This is a genomic window from Clostridioides sp. ES-S-0006-03 (assembly GCF_020662275.1).
GTDB lineage: Bacteria > Bacillota > Clostridia > Peptostreptococcales > Peptostreptococcaceae > Clostridioides.
Genome location: NZ_JADGMM010000006.1, coordinates 204,831 through 223,094, shown reverse-complemented (window position 1 = coordinate 223,094; position 18,264 = coordinate 204,831). Strand labels below are relative to the sequence as shown.

17 protein-coding genes are annotated in these 18,264 nt (G+C 29.8%); 1 reads left to right on the top strand and 16 read right to left on the bottom strand.

Annotation, left to right across the window (positions count from 1 at the left end):
- Positions 1–34: 34 nt before the first annotated feature.
- Complete coding sequence (locus IR151_RS10635; protein WP_227434503.1) at positions 35–841, bottom strand: nitrilase-related carbon-nitrogen hydrolase; 807 nt, start codon at positions 839–841, stop codon at positions 35–37.
- A gap of 13 nt (positions 842–854) precedes the next feature.
- Entirely contained in the window at positions 855–2,087 is a 1,233-nt protein-coding gene (locus IR151_RS10630; protein WP_227434502.1) for a cytosine permease, read from the bottom strand.
- A gap of 505 nt (positions 2,088–2,592) precedes the next feature.
- Between IR151_RS10630 and IR151_RS10625 the strand changes: the two genes are divergently transcribed.
- Positions 2,593–2,790: a hypothetical protein gene (locus IR151_RS10625; protein ID WP_227434501.1), complete on the top strand. Its 198-nt coding sequence runs from the start codon at positions 2,593–2,595 to the stop codon at positions 2,788–2,790.
- Positions 2,791–2,796: 6 nt separating this feature from the next.
- Here the strand turns inward: IR151_RS10625 and IR151_RS10620 are convergent, their stop codons facing one another.
- The 14 genes from IR151_RS10620 to recJ form a co-directional block, all read right to left on the bottom strand.
- The gene (locus IR151_RS10620; protein WP_227434500.1) at positions 2,797–3,639 is read right to left on the bottom strand and encodes a PTS system mannose/fructose/sorbose family transporter subunit IID; all 843 of its coding nucleotides are present in this window, start codon (positions 3,637–3,639) and stop codon (positions 2,797–2,799) included.
- Complete coding sequence (locus tag IR151_RS10615; protein WP_227434499.1) at positions 3,623–4,381, bottom strand: PTS mannose/fructose/sorbose/N-acetylgalactosamine transporter subunit IIC; 759 nt, start codon at positions 4,379–4,381, stop codon at positions 3,623–3,625. Before IR151_RS10615 ends, IR151_RS10620 begins: the two co-directional genes overlap by 17 nt.
- A gap of 16 nt (positions 4,382–4,397) precedes the next feature.
- Positions 4,398–4,868: a PTS sugar transporter subunit IIB gene (locus IR151_RS10610; protein WP_227434498.1), complete on the bottom strand. Its 471-nt coding sequence runs from the start codon at positions 4,866–4,868 to the stop codon at positions 4,398–4,400.
- A complete protein-coding gene (locus IR151_RS10605; RefSeq protein WP_227434497.1) occupies positions 4,868–5,611 on the bottom strand; it encodes a BtpA/SgcQ family protein in 744 nt (247 codons plus the stop codon). Before IR151_RS10605 ends, IR151_RS10610 begins: the two co-directional genes overlap by 1 nt.
- A 3-nt stretch (positions 5,612–5,614) precedes the next feature.
- Positions 5,615–6,028: a PTS sugar transporter subunit IIA gene (locus IR151_RS10600; protein WP_227434496.1), complete on the bottom strand. Its 414-nt coding sequence runs from the start codon at positions 6,026–6,028 to the stop codon at positions 5,615–5,617.
- Positions 6,029–6,052: 24 nt separating this feature from the next.
- Complete coding sequence (locus IR151_RS10595) at positions 6,053–6,805, bottom strand: GntR family transcriptional regulator (protein ID WP_227434495.1); 753 nt, start codon at positions 6,803–6,805, stop codon at positions 6,053–6,055.
- Between the two features lie 333 nt (positions 6,806–7,138).
- On the bottom strand, positions 7,139–8,926 hold the full coding sequence (aspS, locus tag IR151_RS10590) for an aspartate--tRNA ligase (RefSeq protein WP_227434494.1): 1,788 nt from the start codon (positions 8,924–8,926) through the stop codon (positions 7,139–7,141).
- Between the two features lie 73 nt (positions 8,927–8,999).
- Positions 9,000–10,262 carry a histidine--tRNA ligase gene (gene hisS / locus IR151_RS10585; protein ID WP_227434493.1) on the bottom strand — a complete coding sequence of 421 codons (1,263 nt, stop codon included), beginning with the start codon at positions 10,260–10,262 and terminating at the stop codon, positions 9,000–9,002.
- Positions 10,252–11,811: a coproporphyrinogen III oxidase gene (locus tag IR151_RS10580; RefSeq protein WP_227434492.1), complete on the bottom strand. Its 1,560-nt coding sequence runs from the start codon at positions 11,809–11,811 to the stop codon at positions 10,252–10,254. The genes hisS and IR151_RS10580 overlap by 11 nt, the downstream gene beginning before the upstream one ends.
- Positions 11,812–11,903: 92 nt before the next feature.
- Positions 11,904–12,518, bottom strand: a complete 615-nt coding sequence (locus IR151_RS10575; RefSeq protein ID WP_227434491.1) for an MBL fold metallo-hydrolase — start codon at positions 12,516–12,518, stop codon at positions 11,904–11,906.
- 14 nt (positions 12,519–12,532) lie between these two features.
- A complete protein-coding gene (gene dtd, locus IR151_RS10570; protein ID WP_227434490.1) occupies positions 12,533–12,982 on the bottom strand; it encodes a D-aminoacyl-tRNA deacylase in 450 nt (149 codons plus the stop codon).
- A gap of 24 nt (positions 12,983–13,006) precedes the next feature.
- The gene (locus IR151_RS10565; RefSeq protein WP_227434489.1) at positions 13,007–15,214 is read right to left on the bottom strand and encodes a RelA/SpoT family protein; all 2,208 of its coding nucleotides are present in this window, start codon (positions 15,212–15,214) and stop codon (positions 13,007–13,009) included.
- 73 nt (positions 15,215–15,287) lie between these two features.
- Complete coding sequence (locus IR151_RS10560; protein WP_227434488.1) at positions 15,288–15,800, bottom strand: adenine phosphoribosyltransferase; 513 nt, start codon at positions 15,798–15,800, stop codon at positions 15,288–15,290.
- A gap of 12 nt (positions 15,801–15,812) precedes the next feature.
- A complete protein-coding gene (gene recJ, locus IR151_RS10555; RefSeq protein WP_227434487.1) occupies positions 15,813–18,263 on the bottom strand; it encodes a single-stranded-DNA-specific exonuclease RecJ in 2,451 nt (816 codons plus the stop codon).
- Position 18,264 lies beyond the last annotated feature (1 nt).

Sequence of the window (18,264 nt, the reverse complement as noted above, 5' to 3'; positions counted from 1 at the left end):
TTATCAAAATTGTACCTTAACATATAATGTAAAATTATATATTGTAACAATTTTTTCTGTCTTTTAAGTATGGAATATCGTTCCTATATTTTTCTATTTCATCTAGGTCAATCTCTGCTAATATATATTTTTCTCTATATGTATCTAATTGACTTATTATAGTTCCTCTAGGATTGCATATTTTACTCTTTCCAAACAGTATCAAATTAGGGTCATTACTTACTAAATTTACTCCTACTGTATACACAGTATTTTCTAAAGCTCTTTGAGATACGTTTAAATCCCACATATCTTCATCTTGTATTCTCCATGCAGAAGGTATAAATATTATTTCAGAGCCTTTTAATGTCAACTCTCTAGCCACTTCTGGGAATCCTGCATCATAGCATATCATTACACCAAATTTACCAAAATCAGCATCATATACATCTACTTTTTCCCCTGCTTTAAAGTATACTGCTTCTAATGACCATAGGTGATTTTTACAGTATTCTCCCATCATATTACCTTGTCTATCGAATATAACAGCTGAGTTGAAAACATGTGTAGAGTCCTTTTCTAAAGTTCCATATGGAGATATTAGGTATACATTATTTCTTTTAGCTGCTTCTGACATTGATTCTTCTATGTATTTGTTATGTTCTCTTATTAGGTCTAATGTTTTAATTCCACCTAAATATTCTAAGTTATATCCTGTAGCAAATAATTCTGGCAAACAAATAATATCTGCACCTTGATTTCCCAAATCATCTATCATCTCTACTGCTTTTTCTATATTTTTTTTAACATCTCCAAGTACACTATGCTGTTGAATTATACCTATTTTCACTTTACGACTCATACAAATTCCCCCTTTATTTATCCTTACTTCCAAAACATTTCATTAGTATATAATAAAGAATCATACTTACTACAATTCCATTTATTGGTGGTATTAAGAAACTTATTTTTGAAGTATAATATGATGCTGCAAAACCAATTAACCAACTTATTACTGCAATCCAATTTATTCCTTCTCTGTGTTTATAAGTTCTTCCTTGTATAAAATAATATTCACACCACATAATTCCTGCTATAGCTGGAACTGCTATTCCTAAGAAAGATAAGAACGATTGGAATTTGAATATTATACCAGTAGCTGCTATTGTTGTACCTATTAGACCTGCAACTAAAGTTAATACATTTCTCTTTACATTTGGAAAAATAGTTTTTAGTGCCAATCCACCAGAATAGGCATTTGATACATTGGTTGACCAAGATGCAAGTATTAAAATAACAAATGCTATCCATCCAAATCCTAAATTAGCCAATACTTCTGTTATATCCCAAGTAGGAGCACCCATAGACATTACACCTGCTGCAACTTGTTGGAACAATGAAATAATACCTAATCCTAAAAAACCAATTATCCAAATATCTTTTACTCCCCTTGTATATCTTAATTGGTCAGGTGATATAATCGCACCAACTATGATAAGACCAACAACCATATTTAATCCTTCAACCATGCTCATTGTTGTTTGAGGAGTGTAATTGTAGATAGCTTCAACTCCATAAGTAGAAAAAGCTTTAAAAACTCCCCAAGCCATTAATATTATAAGTGGTGGTATAACTAAGTAATTAAACTTAGCCATTGCCTTAAAACCATACAAAGCGAAAACTACCATTAATAATCCAAGTATAACTGTGACTAGAGTTAAGTTTACACTTGGAAATATTTTTTGTACTGATAATCCCGCAACTCCTGCTTGTACACCAAACCAACCAAAGCTAGTTATTCCAAGCAATAGAGATATTAGATATTTTCCACCTATCTCTCCAAATGCCCCCTTAGCTAATACATATGTATTTAACCCTTCTTTACAACCAATATAACCTTGTATCATAATAATTGCGACTAATATTAAGTTCCCTATAATTGATGTAATAATCATATTGGAAAGAGTCATTCCTAAAATTAAGGTTCCTCCAACCATTAATTCTGATATGGCTATATTAGAGCCAAGCATATTAAATAATGGAGCTAACCATCCAACTCTTTCCTCTTTTGGAACTGGATTTAAAACTAATTCTTCTCTCTCTTGCAAGATTATCCCTCCCTTTCTTTGTAAAAGAATCTTTTCTACTTTTTTCTACATTTTTTTCACCCTTGATAGTTTTTTTTCTTTCTATAATTATAATTCTACTCTACAAAAAAGTATAATATATAGTTTATTATCAATTTGATATAATTTAAGTTATAGATAGATAAATAGTCTAAAATTATTATTTAAATTTAGACTATTCACACATATTTTAAATTTATTTCAGTTTTATTAGAATTATACTTATTTTATTAAAATTTTATAGTGTATAATTTATTCCCAAATATTTTTTATGAGGCTTATAAATACTTCAATTTTCACCTATTCTAACTTATTTTTAGTGAATTTATTACAACTTTACTAATCAAATTTAGTCTAAATTTTCTGATTATTATTATAAAAATAGTTTTTAAAACAAAATTTACTTAAAAACGAATTCATGATAAAATTTTAAAATACAGTATTTTTATTATATTGAATATGAATACAAAGGAGGATGTGTAAGATTATGGCTAGAAGACCAAAGATAAAGATAACTTTAATGGATAAAAAAGAAAAAGGTGCTTGCCACTATGGGCATAAAATTGGTGATTTATTTGAACTTAGTATTTACTTTTTATTCAAAAGGGGAATCGCCTATTTTTTAGTACGCCCCCCCTTTATATATTTCAATTGTAGAAAAGATTATCAAAAATCATATTCATAATTTTACTTATACTACCCCAATTGCAGCTAATATTATACAAATAATCATAACTGAAATTAATATCGTAGTTGTCTTGACTTTTTTTCCTAATAACCAATACATAATTCCAAATATCATAGCTGGAAGCATACATGGCATTATTTGGTCTAAGTAAGTTTGAATAGGCTCTGCCCATTCTCCACTCCCCACATTAACACTAAGTTTTAGTATTACATTAGAGGCGGTCATCCCTCCAATTACCATAAGTCCTAGCATTGATGCTGCTTCCATAACTTTTGAGACTATATTTGAACCACTTACATCTTTAAAAAATTGAGTTCCATACTTAAATCCTTTATCTAAACATATATAACGAATAATAAAGTGAGGAATATTTATTATTAGAAGGAATAAAATTGGACCCATTATATTCCCCTGAGAAGCTAAAGCTATACCAACTCCAGCTGCTATAAGCTTTAATGTTCCCCAGAAAAATGAATCTCCTATTCCAGAAACTGGACCCATTAAACTTGACTTAACAGCATTTATACTCTTTGCATCAAATTCTTCATTTTTTGCATTTTCTTCTTCCATAGCTCCAGATATACCAACTAAAAGAGTACTTATATGAGGTGTAACTGACATAAATTCAAGATGTCTTTTTAAAGCTTGAGATTTTTTTTCTTTATCATTTTTATATAATCTACGGATTATTGGTGCCATCGTATATGCATATGCTATATTTTGCATACGTTCATAGTTCCAAGATGAATCTAATGTTAAAGACCTTCTAAAACATTTCCAAAAGTCTTTTCTTGTTATTTTGCTATCTGGCGAAATTGTTTCTAATTTCTTAGAATTCGTTGTCATCTACTACTACCTCCTTTTCTCCTAAAAAGTTAACATATATTAAAGCTACTGCTAATCCAAATAATGCAACTCCTGTTACTGTTATTTTTAAATAAGCAACCATTATAAAACCTAATAATAAGAATGCTATCGTTTTCTTATTAAGCATCATTCTAGCTAACATGGCAAAACCTATTGCTGGTATCACGCCTGCTGCAACATCCATACCATGAATTACATATGATGGTATAAATGAAAGTATTTTTTCTATTACTGGAACACCTAATGAGAATCCTGTACCTACTATTATTGCTAGTATTAATTTATTGCCTATACCAAATAATAATTGTATACGTTCTACGCCTTCAATGTTACCATCTTCTGCATAACGGTCAGCAAGATGAGCTCCCCATGTAAGTACTACTGTCATTAAGAAGTTGTCTATAAGTAATACTAAAGTTGCTATAGGAACTGCAAGTACAACTGCTGCTGATACATCTTGACCAGTTAATATTACAAATGCTGTAGCAATAATAGAACCAGATACAAAGTCAGGAGGATTACTTGCTCCAACTGGGAATGCACCCATAAATACTAGTTCTAATGTTGACCCTATTACTATACCTGTACGTAAATCTCCTAGTGCTAAACCAACAAGTGGTGCAACAACTATAGGTCTATTATGCATTGTAGAACCTACAAAACAATGCATATATGCAAAGAATGCAATTAGAGTTATTAGAATAACTTGTGTAAATTCCATTTTTATCCCCCTAAAATTATATTAGTTTCATTACATTTGTAGCATCATCATCAGGAACTAATTGTACGAATACATTTACACCTTCTGAATCTAATTCTTTAATCATGTTTATATCATCCTTTGATACATGAACTGCTTTAGATATATTTTCACGATTATCATCTGATTTTGTTCCACCAAGGTTTATTGATTTAATAGATTTAACTTCTTTAGATAGTCTATAAACATCTTCTACAGATTCACAAAGTATCAAAAGATTGTATTTATCAGTTACACCTGAATTAAGTGCTTTTATAGAATCTGCTATACTTTTCATTACAAGTTTGACATTAGATGGCTTAGCCATTTTAAGCCCTGCCATTCTTAAATCATCCTTTAATAGTTCATCACTTGCTATTAATATACAATCTGTATTTAAAAACTTTGTCCATGTAAATGCTACTTGTCCATGTATAAGTCTGTGGTCTACCCTTACTAATTTAATCATTATAATTCCTCCCTAATTTTTTTTATTTCATCCATAAATGTTTTTACGTGTTCTGCACTAACATCTCCAAAGTCTTGGTAATTATCTTTGAAGTAACTTCCTATTATTGCCATATCCCCTATCTCAAGCTGCTTTTTTGCATTTTCTAATGTAACTCCAGCTGCAATAACTAAAGGGAAATCTCCTACATTTTTGCGGAATAATTCTATTTTTTCCATTGATGTTTCTTGCCCTGTAGCATTTTCTGTAACTGCTATAGCATCACATCTTGTCATTCCTATCTTTAAATCTTCTTCAACAGTATTTTCTGATAAAACTGGTTGATACTTAAAACGTACCCCTCCAATTAAATAAGCTTGACATTTTGAGCGGTGTAATTTGAAAAATTCTTCTAAAGTAGCCTCATCTCTAGGTTTGACATGACCTACTACAGAGTCAACTTGTACATAGCTTGCATTATATCTTGTTGCTAGTTCAAATCCCATAGTATCAACATTTAAGCAATTTACTCCATATGGTATTGACAAATTAGATTTAGATACATATTCAAGTATTCTTTCTAAATCATAGTAATTGCCATAGTAATTTTCTAACATTATTCCATCTACACCATTTGCTTCTAAGATACTAATTTCTTTTTTAGCTCTTTCAAAAATATCATCTGAAGTATCTCCCTTTAGGTGTATCATTGCTATAATTGGCTTTTTGTTTTTAAAAACTGATAATATTCCCTTATTGTCCATAAACTAAAATACCTCTTCTTCTTCATTTATTTGTAATGTTACATTTTGTATTCCCATTCTAGATTCTTTTGCTAACTGTTCTGCATCTTCAGTTGTTAATTTATCAGAAAATCTTGTAAGAAGCTCTAATACCATATTTAAATTCATTCCTGAAAATAGCTTAACATTATGTAACTTAGTTAACCTTAACATAGCAGTACATACACTTGCTCCGTATAAATCAGATAAAATTATATATTCACATTCTTTATCTTCTACTATTGTTTTTTCTAACTCTAAAGCAAAATCTGAAGCGCTTTGTCCAGGATATAAACTGTATGAATTAACGCAATTTGCTAAATCTCCTACTATCATTTTTACTGAATCTAAAAGCCCTTTTGAAAAGTCTCCATGAGACGCTAATATTATTTTTCTCATATTTATTCCTCTCCTAAGTGTAAATTATATTTCTGCTGATACTGCATATTTATACTTATCACTTCTTATAAATTGTTCATTGTAATATAAAACATCATTATTCTCTGTATATACTAATTGTCTTACTTTTAATAATGCCATATTGCTTGCACATTTAAGGTGGTCAGAATATTCTTTGTTTGAGTGTTTTACTTCAAATATATTTTCCACACGATTAGGTAGTGTACTTATATTATTAGATATAACTTCCATTAAAGACTTATCTTCCAGCTCTTCTTTTAATAAAAACATGTAATCTATTCTAAAGTAATCAACTTCAAAAATAACAGGTACTTCATCTATTAATCGAAGTCTTTTAATACATATTATCTTCTCTTCTAGTTCAATATTTAAAGCTTCAGCCACCTGCTTATCAGCTTTTTTTATCAAAATAGAGATTATCTTAGTACTTGGTTTTGCATTAATACGATGACAAGAATTAGTAAAACTATTTCCTGCACATGTTGCTTCTATTCTCTCTGGAATAGTTACATAAGTTCCTTTTCCACGCTTTTTACATAATATATCTTCTTTTACAAGTTCATTAAGCGCATTTCTCACAGTTATACGACTTATATTAAACTCCTTACATAGGTCTACTTCAGATGGAAGTTTATCTCCTGGCTTATATATACCAGCTGCTATTTGTTTTTTTATGTTGTCATATAGTTGTTGGTACAAAGGAATAAATGAATTTACCTCTAAGTCCATTTCTTTTTTTTGCTTTTTTTCATCCATTTTACTCACCCCCTCATGTAGTATTTTTATAACATTATATAACAAGTTCTTTATTACATATTATAACAACTCGAAATCGTTGTCAATTTATTTTTAAATAATTTTTAATTTGGTAATTTTTTAATTTTTTTGTCTAATATAGTATTTTATTGTTTGTAGTATCAGGTAGGAATAGTTTGGATTATTAATCTAACAGAATTCTTTTTTAGAATTGTGTAAATAATAATTAATGTTACTTTTAATTGACAATTATTACTATTAAATAGTACAAAAAAAAGACGTCACCCTATTTTTAGTGCGACAGTCTTTTATATATTATTTCTTATTCATATATTATTCTTTATCTTTTATATCAACTTTTATACTTAATTCATCCAATTGCTCATCATCTGCTACTGTAGGAGCATTTGTCATAGGACAAACAGCATTTTGATTTTTAGGGAATGCAATAACTTCTCTTATATTTTCAGCTCCCGCAAGCAACATAACAAGTCTATCAAGCCCAAAAGCTAGACCAGCATGAGGAGGAGTTCCATATTTGAATGCTTCTAATAAGTAACCAAACTTCTCATTAGCTCTTTCTTCTGTAAACCCAAGTGCCTTAAACATTCTTGATTGAACATCTGAATTTGATATTCTAACACTTCCTCCACCTATTTCATATCCATTTAATACAATGTCATAAGCTTTAGCTCTTAAAGATGCTTTATCTCCATCTTCTAGTTTATCTAAATCTTCATCCATAGGTGATGTAAATGGGTGATGCATTGCTGCAAACTTACCTGTTTCTTCATCTTCTTCAAAAACAGGGAATTCAGTTACCCATAATAAATTATATACATTCTTATCTAATATATTAAGTCTATTTGCCACTTCAAGTCTAACTTGTCCTAAAGCATCAAATACTACTGAGTTTTTATCAGCTACAAATAAAAGTAAATCTCCTGCTTCTGCATTCATTCTTGTAAGTATAGCATTCATTTCATCTTCGCTAAAGAATTTTGCTATTGGAGAAGTTACTCCATCTTGACCTACTTTCATCCAAGCAAGCCCTTTTGCTCTATATGTTTTAGCATGTTCTTCTAATGATGATATTTGTTTTCTAGTAAAATCGTCAGCTTTTCCTTTTACATTTATACCTCTAACGCTTTTTCCTGGTTGTGTAGCATCAGCAAACACCTTAAATCCACAATTACAAACGACATCAGATATATCTGTTAGTTCATAACCAAATCTAGTGTCTGGTTTGTCTGAACCATATCTAGCCATAGCTTCTGCATAAGTCATTTTAGGAAGTGGAAGTGTCAATTCTACATTTAAAACTTCTTTAAATATAACTTCAAGTAATCCTTCAATCATACTCATAACATCTTCTTGTTCAACAAAAGACATTTCACAGTCTATTTGTGTAAATTCTGGTTGTCTATCAGCTCTTAGGTCTTCATCTCTAAAACACTTAACAATTTGGAAATATCTATCCATACCACTTACCATTAATAATTGTTTGTATAATTGTGGTGATTGTGGTAATGCATAAAATTTACCTGGATTAACTCTACTTGGTACAAGATAATCCCTTGCTCCTTCTGGTGTTGGAGCAATTAAAAATGGTGTTTCTATTTCACAAAATCTATTATTTGATAAGTAATTTCTTGTAATATTCATTACTTTATGTCTTAACTTTAAATTTCTTTGCATAGATGATTTTCTCAAGTCTAAGTATCTATATTTTAGTCTTAGTGCTTCTGAAACATCATCATCATCTTTTATATAAATAGGTGGAGTTTCTGATTTATTTAAAAGTCTAAGTTCAGTTGCAAATATCTCTATGTCCCCAGTTGGCATGTTAGGGTTTTTAGACTGTCTTTCGCATACTTTTCCTTTTACTGCTATTACAAACTCAGCACCTAATTTTTCAGCTTTTTCAAAAGCTTCTTTATCTACATCTGTATCAAAAACTATTTGGCATAATCCACTTGTATCTCTTAAATCAACAAATACAAGTCCTCCTAAGTTTCTTTTTTTCTGTACCCATCCCATAAGTACAACTTCTTCATTTATGTTTTTTTCTCTCAACTCTCCACAGTAGTGAGTTCTCTTTAAACCCTTTAAAGTTTCCAAGATACTACCTCCATTTTATTTAATTTTAATGCTATATATTTATCTAATACACAAAACATCATACTTTCTTATTTTACAGCTTTTGCTTTAATTCTTCAACTAATGTACTTAATTTTACAGTAGTTTGCTCTGATGTTTTCATATTTTTTAATGTTGCAGTGTCATTTTTTAGCTCGTCATCACCAATTACTATTGTAAATTTTGAATTTATTTTATCTGAATACTTAAATTGTGCTTTTACACTTCTTTCTATATGGTCTTTATCCGCACTTATATGATTTTGTCTTAAATCTTTCAACAATTTAAAGCTTCTTGTATTTGCTTCTTCACCTATAGTTACTATAAATATGTCTGTAGATTGAGGGTTTTCTATTTCAATTCCATTACCTTCAAGTGTAAGTAAAAGTCTTTCAATCCCTAGTCCAAATCCAATTCCACTTATACCTTTTGGACCACCTAGTTGTTCAACAAGACCATCATATCTGCCTCCACCACATACAGTACTTTGAGCACCTATATCATTAGATATAATTTCAAAAGCAGTTTTTCTATAGTAATCTAACCCTCTAACTATTGTTTTATCAATTACAAAGTTTATATTCATTTCCTTTAAGTATTCTTGAAGTTTATCAAAGTGAACTTTACAATCATCACACAAATGGTCTGCAATAAATGGTATATCTTTGATATTTTCTTTACATGTAGGGTTTTTACAGTCTATAACCCTCATTGGATTTTTTTCTCTTCTCTCATTACAAGTTTCACATAATATATCTGCTTTTGAATCAAGATATTCTTTTAATAAAGCATTGTACTCTTTTCTACAAACTGGACAACCCACTGAATTTATACTCACTACCAAATCATTTAATCCAACTTCATTAAAAAATTGAACAGCTAGTGCTATTATTTCAGCATCCATTGAAGGAGTATCACTTCCAAGTGCTTCTATACCAAATTGATGAAATTGTCTCTGTCTACCAGCTTGTGGTCTTTCGTATCTAAAACAAGGTGTAACATAAAATAATTTTGTTGGTTGAGTATCTGCATATAATTTATTCTCTATAAATGCTCTTACTACACCAGCTGTACCTTCTGGCTTTAGAGTAATTTCTCTATCCCCTTTATCTTTAAAAGAATACATTTCTTTTTGAACTATATCTGTAGTATCTCCAACACTTCTCTTAAAAAGTTCTGTATGTTCAAATATAGGAGTTACCATTTCCTCATACCCATATAAAGCACATATTTCTCTAAATTTATTTTCTACATAACGCCATTTATAAGCCTCTTTTGGAGTTATGTCTTTAGTTCCTCTAGGAGCTTTAGTCAACATTTTTATATACCTCTTCTTTCTTCCTTTTTATCATTTCATCTACTCTATCAATGTATTGTTCAACATTCTTTACATTTTCTACTCTTTCAATTCTATCTTCATCTACATAGACAAATTTTGATATAGCACCTGCACCCAAGGCATAGTTGCTTTGTTTTTCCTCCATAATTTGTATATTGTAAATACACTCATATCCTTCTTTAGCATAACCTATATTTTCTAAGTTACCTAGCATATGTTTTTGTCTGTACATATAATATGGATTAAGTCCCATATCCTTGGCATATTTCATTGATAAATCTATCATTTTTATCATTTCTTCATACTGAGTTAAATGTTCTTTGTACTTATCCATATTTATATTTAGGTTAGAAGCTCTTTTTATAGCTAATGTATGAACTGTAAGACTTTCAGGAGAAAGCTTTTTTATTTCCTCTAATGTATTTCTTACCATGTCTAAGTCTTCATCTATAAGACCTAAAATTATATCCATATTTATATTGTCAAATCCCATATTTCGAGCCATATTAAAACATTCTACTAAATCAGAAACTTTATGTTCTCTTCCAATTTTAACTAAAGTATCATCATTCATAGTTTGAGGATTTATACTAATTCTACTTACATTGTGTTTTTTTAATACACTTAATTTTTCTTTGGTAATAGTATCTGGTCTACCTGCTTCTACCGTAAATTCTTTAATTTTGCTTAAGTCCAATTCTCTAAAGAGAGCATTTATAAGTAAATCCAATTCTTCCTCATCCAATGTAGTAGGAGTTCCACCACCGATATATAGAGTTTCAATTTCTTTATTAGTATCCTCAATAACTTTGGCAAACCCTTTAATTTCTTCAATCAATTTATAGACATATTCTCTTTTTAAATGGCCAAATTGCTTTAACGAGTTTGAAGGAAATGAACAGTATACACATCTAGTTGGGCAGAATGGAATACTTACATAAAGAGAAATTTTATTTTTGTCTATCGGATACATAAATAAGCGTTCTCTTTTAGCTATTTCAAGAGCTAAATCTATTTTCTCATCCATTATAAAATAGTTCTCTTTTAGAATAGTTCTTATACTATCATCATCTAGTTTTTCATCCATCAGATTGTGGACAATTTTGACTGGTCTGATACCAGTCAAAATGCCCCATGGAACATAAGAATTAAATATTTGTTTAAGTACTATAAACATACTTTTTTTAATACTTTCTTTGCATAATTTTCTAATCTTTCTCTTACTTTCACTGTCTAGTCTATCTAAAAACTCTTCAATCGTATTATTATTACAAAATCCATTTAAAAACTCCGTATTTATATCTTTGATATTTTGTATTGATTCATACTTTAAGTTACCACCTTCATAATATTCAGTAATTGAAAGTAAAGTATCATTTTCACAAATCAATCTATTTATTAAATATCTTGACTCTATACTATTGCTACAATCAGCAAAGTCATTAAATTTAAATTCACTAGTAAACAATTTTATAAGTTCTGCTACTTCATACTTATAATCATGTCCTTTTAAAAAAACATCCAACATCAACTTAACTCCTTCTATTTAAACACTAGAAGAACCCCATCACTGATACATTTATTAAATATTTGATACTATTTTTAAATATTAATATAAAATTACATGTAAGGATTTGTCTTCTTTTCAACACCTAAAGTACTAGTTGGCCCATGACCAGGATATACTCTAACAGCATCTTCATATTTACATAATTTTTTAAGTGATTTCTCCATTTGGTGGAAATCTCCACTATATAAATCAGTTCTACCAATACTTCCAGCAAACAAAGTATCTCCTGTGAACATGTCATCTTCAACTCTTATACACATACATCCTTGTGTATGACCTGGTGTATGCAAGAAAGTCATTTTTAATTCACCAAGTTCCATTTTATCTTTATCATTTACATATATATCTGCATCAAATTCTTGTGCGCCACATCTCATTGTGTAACTTAAGTTTTTATTTTTATCATTTAATAATTCTTTTTCATCAGTATGTGCAACTACCTTAGCACCAGTCTTATCTTTAATATCTTTAACATACCCTATATGGTCACCATGTCCATGAGTAAGAATTATATATTCAACATTCAATCCATTTTCTTTGACAAAGCTTAATGTATCTACTAAACTTCCTCCTGGGTCTATAACTGCACATTTTTTAGTTTTTTCATCACCTAACACATAAGTGTTTACTCCAAAATAACTGTCTACAAATTTTTTTATAACCATTAAAGTTTTCCCCCTTAAAAAGATTTACTTGAGTCTAATAGTATTGTTACTGGTCCATCATTAGTTAATTCTACCATCATATGAGCTGCAAATTGACCTGTACCTACTGTTACACCTTTATCTTTGGCTTTTTTTACAAATTCTTCATACAAATCATTTGCAAGTTCTGGTCTAGCTGCGTTACTAAATCCAGGTCTTCTTCCTTTTCTACAGTCTCCATATAAAGTAAATTGAGATACTACTAAAAGTTCTCCACCTATGTCCATTAGAGATAAATTCATCTTATCATTTTCATCTTCAAAAATTCTTAGGTTTAATATTTTATCAATCATGTAGTCTACATCACTTGATTTATCATCATGAGTCACTCCCAACAGTACTAGCAACCCCTTATTTACTTGACCTATAATGTTTTCATCTACTGTAACTTTAGATGAAGATACTCTTTGTACTACTGCTCTCATATTTTCCTCCCTATTATTTTAACTCTAATTTGTCATTCTATAAATACTTTCTACACCAGGAATTGCTTTTAATTTTTTCATTAGAATTTTCAATTCCTCAGTGTCATTAACTTCTACAAGTAGATTTATACTTACAATACTATCTTTTCCTTTTCTTGCATTTATTCCATTTAAGCTAAGTTTATCCATTGCAACAATATGAGTTATTTCATTAACAATTCCTCTTCTGTCGACAGCCTTTATTTGAATCTCTGCTTCAAACTTGCCTTTACCTGCTGAACTCCATGACACTTCCACTAATCTATTTTGGAAGAAGTCTCCATTGTTATTTGCATTTGGGCAATCCGCTCTGTGTATAGCTACACCTCTACCTTTAGTGATATATCCTACAATCTCATCTCCTGGAAGTGGATTACAACATTTAGCAAACCTTACTAAGATATTATCAAGTCCTTTTACTACAATACCTTGTGATGAATTTTTCTTTCTCTTTTTGCTGTATTCTGTTTCGCTCATATTGTGTTTATTTAAATCTTCTTCTTGCATCTGTTGTTCTTTTTTTACTTTTTTAATTTCTTTTAAATACAAGTCTTTTACTTTAGATACAACTTGAGATGACATTATACCACCATAACCCACAGTGGCAACTAAGTCTTCAACACTTGGCTGATTAAACTTCTTGGCAACTAATGCCATGTATTTTTCAACAAGAGGGTCTTTCTGTGGTATATCATGTTTCTTAAACTCTCTTTCTAATATGGTATTCCCACGGTCAACATTTTCTTCTCTTCTTTCTTTTTTGAAAAATTGTCTAATTCTACTTTTTGCATTTGGTGTTTTTACTATGTTAAGCCAGTCTCTACTTGGACCATTAGAATTAGATGATGTAAGTACTTCAACAATGTTACCATTTTGAAGCTTATAATCAATAGGTACTATTCTTCCATCAATTTTTGCTCCAACACATTTATTTCCTACATTTGTATGGACTCTATAGGCAAAATCTATAGGAGTTGATTCTGCTGGTAATTCAATTACATCTCCTCGTGGAGTAAATACATAAACCTGACTATTAAATACATCTTCTTTAAGTGCATCCATAAATTCTTGTGGGTCTTTTAAATCTTTTTCCCACTCCATCATTTGTCTTAACCACTGAAGCTTTTCTTCAACTTTTACTTCTTTGCCAGAAATACCTTCTTTATATTTCCAGTGTGCTGCAATACCATTTTCTGCTATATTATGCATTTCATGAGTCCTTATTTGTATCTCTAAAGGCTCTCCATCAGGCCCTACAACAGTAGTGTGTAATGATTGGTACATATTTGGCTTTGGCATTGCTATATAGTCTTTAAATCTGCCTGGGATAGGTCTCCATAATGTATGAACTATACCAAGTACAGCATAACAGTCTTTTACATTATCTACCAGTATTCTTACAGCCGTTAAATCAAAAATTTCTTCAAAAGTCTTATGTTTTTTCTGCATCTTTCTATAAATACTGTAAAAATGCTTCGGTCTACCATATACATCACATGGTATACTTAAATCTTTAAACTTATCTTTAAGAAGCTCAACAATCCCTTGTATATAGTCTTCTCTTTGACTTCTCTTCATTGACACTCTATCAACTAATTCATAGTACCCTTCTGGGTCCATAAACCTTAATGCTCTGTCTTCTAATTCCCACTTTATCTTAGATATACCTAATCTGTGGGCTATACCTCCATAAATCTCTAAAGTTTCTTTTGCTTTATACTTTGCTTTTTCTGGAGGCATGTATTTTAACGTTCTCATATTATGCAATCTATCAGCAAGCTTTATAAGTATAACCCTTATATCTTTTGCCATTGCTAGAAACATTTTTCTTAAATTTTCAGATTGAGTTTCTTCTTTTGAACGATATTTTATCTGACCAAGTTTTGTTACTCCATCAACTAAATCCGCTACTTCTTTTCCAAATTCTTTTGTTATGTCTTCATAGGTATATTCTGTATCTTCTACAACATCGTGAAGCAAACCTGCTGTTATAGTTTCAATATCTAATTCCATCTCTATTAAAATATTTGCCACTGCCAATGGATGAATAAAGTATGGTTCCCCAGATTTTCTATATTGTCCATCATGCGCTTTTTTTGCAAGATTGTAGGCTTTTTCAACCTTTTCAAAATTTGCATTAGGTGCATAAACTTTTATCTTTTCAATTATTTCTTGTAATTCTTTATCATGCATATAACCACCTATTTTGTATAAAATTTTAATATATATGAAAATAGTTGGTGCTATACCAACTATTGTAAAAGTACTAGTATTTTATAAGAGAATTAACATCATAGTTAGATAACTTTTCTCTCCCATTTAAGAATTCTAGCTCAATTAAAAATTGCATAGAAACTACTTCTCCACCTAATTTTTCTACAAGCTTAGCAGCAGCTTCCATAGTTCCACCAGTAGCCAATAAATCGTCTACTATTGCCACTTTTTGACCTTTTTTAATTGCATCTTTATGTATTTCTAAAGTATCCGTACCATACTCTAATCCATACTCATAACTCTCAACTTCTCCTGGTAACTTTCCAGGTTTTCTAATTGGAACAAATCCTACTCCTAGTGCATATGCTACAGGTGTACCCATCAAAAATCCTCTTGCTTCTGGACCTACTACTAAATCCACACCCTTGCTTTTCAATTCTTCAGCCATAGAATCTACTGCATATTTAAATGCCTCGCCGTCTTTAAATAGAGTTGTAACATCTTTAAAATCTATACCTGGCTTTGGGAAATCATCAATATTCCTTATAAAGTTTTTTAAATCCATGGGAAACGCCTCCTAATAACTGCTATTGTATTGTTTTTCTAATTTTTTTAAATTATTGAGTATTAAACTCTCATTTAAGTCTAATTTTTTCTGTGGTTTTGGCAATATTCTTATGAGTACAGAATTTTTTTCATAATTTAAATTAAAGTCAAGTAAATTTAATTCTCTAAACACATTCAATATCGTAAAAAACTTTAATGGAATTACATTAAAAGTTCCCTTTATATTTACCATATCCAAATCAATTTCTTTTTTTATAAGTGCTTGTTTATAAATTGTTATAAATTCATCTCTTGATGGAACTATATTACTAACTACATTCTTTAAATATAATAGGTCTGTTTCATTATAATATTTTATAATTTCACTTTCTTCTCTTTTATTCTCATATATATACGAATATTCGCCTTTATTGTATAAATAATCATAAAGAATAATATTATTATATCTTTTTAAGTCTATTTTATCAATATTAGGAGAAAATATAAGCTCTAATTTATCAGTATTTTTGTTAATATCTTCAATAATATTGTAATTTATGTTAAAATCCAAATCTATAAGTGATACATCTGATATTGCTCTATAGAATCCATTTATAGAATTAGATATTATCAATGTCTCTTTTTCAAAATAATCAAATATATTTATATCTGTATTTCCATCAAATAATTCAAAACCAGACTCAGATATATTATACAAGCTTTGTGAATCTTTTGGTATTATTTTTGACATTAATTTTAGCGAAAGTTTGTCATTACTTGCACTTTTAGGTCGAGCTAATCTAATATCTTTAAGTAGAAACTGCACTTTTCTATTTCCCATATAGTTGTTCTCATCTAGTTGGAACAATACATCTACTTTATCTCCTACCTTGAATAATGATTTTAAATGACTCATGTTAAATCCTATACATTCATAGCACTTTTCATTTTCTATGCTTAATTTCAAATGTTGTTGATTTTTACCTATGATTTTTAAGTCTTTTAGAATATAGTTCCTAACTATAAATCTAGGATTAGGATTATTTAATCCAAATGGTTCTAACTTATGTAATTCCTCCACAAGATTTAAACTTATTACATTTTCTTGTAGTTCAAATTCAACATTTACATTTTCTATCATATCATCTTCAGTCAAATTATAATCTGCAAACTTATTTATTTCATTAGCCAAAGCTTCCACATTTTCTGAATTTAAAGACAATCCAGCTGCTTGCTCATGTCCACCAAACCTAGTCATTAAGTCTTTGCACTTTACAAGAGCCTCAAATATATTAAATCCTTTTATTGACCTTGCTGAGCCAGTAGCTTCTCCACCTTCTACACCTAAAAGAATCGTTGGTTTATAGTATTTTTCAGTCAACTTAGATGCTACAATTCCTATTATCCCATGTTGCCAACCTTCTTTAGCTAAAACCAATACTTTATCTTCATTATATCTACTATTGGACTTTAATATTTCCTCAGCTTCATGATACATCTGAGCCTCAATCATCTGTCTTTCATTATTTTTTTCTTCCAATATATTAGCTATTTCAACAGCTTCATCTTTAGATTGAGTAGTAAATAACTCAACACCCAAATAAGAATATCCTAAACGTCCTGATGCATTTATTCTAGGCCCAATTGCAAAGCCTATATGAGAAGAACCTATTTTTTCACTTTCTACACCACAAACTTTTATAAGCTCTCTTAATCCAATATTTTTGCCTTCTTTCATTAATTTTAAACCATTTTTTACAATTATTCTATTTTCATCCACAAGTGGAACAATATCACAAATAGTTGCCAATGTTACTATTTCTAAATAATCATACATACTAGTCTTAAAATCTTCTTCTGGAGTAAGTGCTTGTATCATTTTAAAGGCTACACCACATCCACATAATGCATCAAATGGATAGTTACAATCTTCTTGCTTTGGATTTATTACTGCAAAAGCTGAGGGAATTTCATTTTGGCATTCATGATGGTCTGTTATTATAACATCTATACCCAAATTATTTGCTAGGTTAACCTCAGATACTGATGTAATTCCACAATCAACACTTATAATCAAGTCACATCCCCTAGAGCTTATAAGCTTTATAGCCTCTTCATTTATACCATAGCCTTCTTCTAGTCTATTTGGAATATAGTAATCCACATGATATCCTATACTATTAAAATATAAGCATAAAATAGAAGTAGAAGATACACCATCAACATCATAATCTCCATAAATCCAAATTTTTTCTTTTTTATCAATAGCTGACTTTATTCTATCTACAGCCTTTTGCATATCTTTCATTAATAAAGGGTCTCTTAAATAGTCTAAAGATGGATTCATGAATATTTCTGAATCTTTTTCAGTATATATACCTCTATTTTTTAAAATTTGGCAGATTTCCGGGGAAATATTAAGTTTTTTGCTAAATTCACTTTCCTCTATCTTCCCTTTATATTTCAGTGTCCATTTTTTCAAA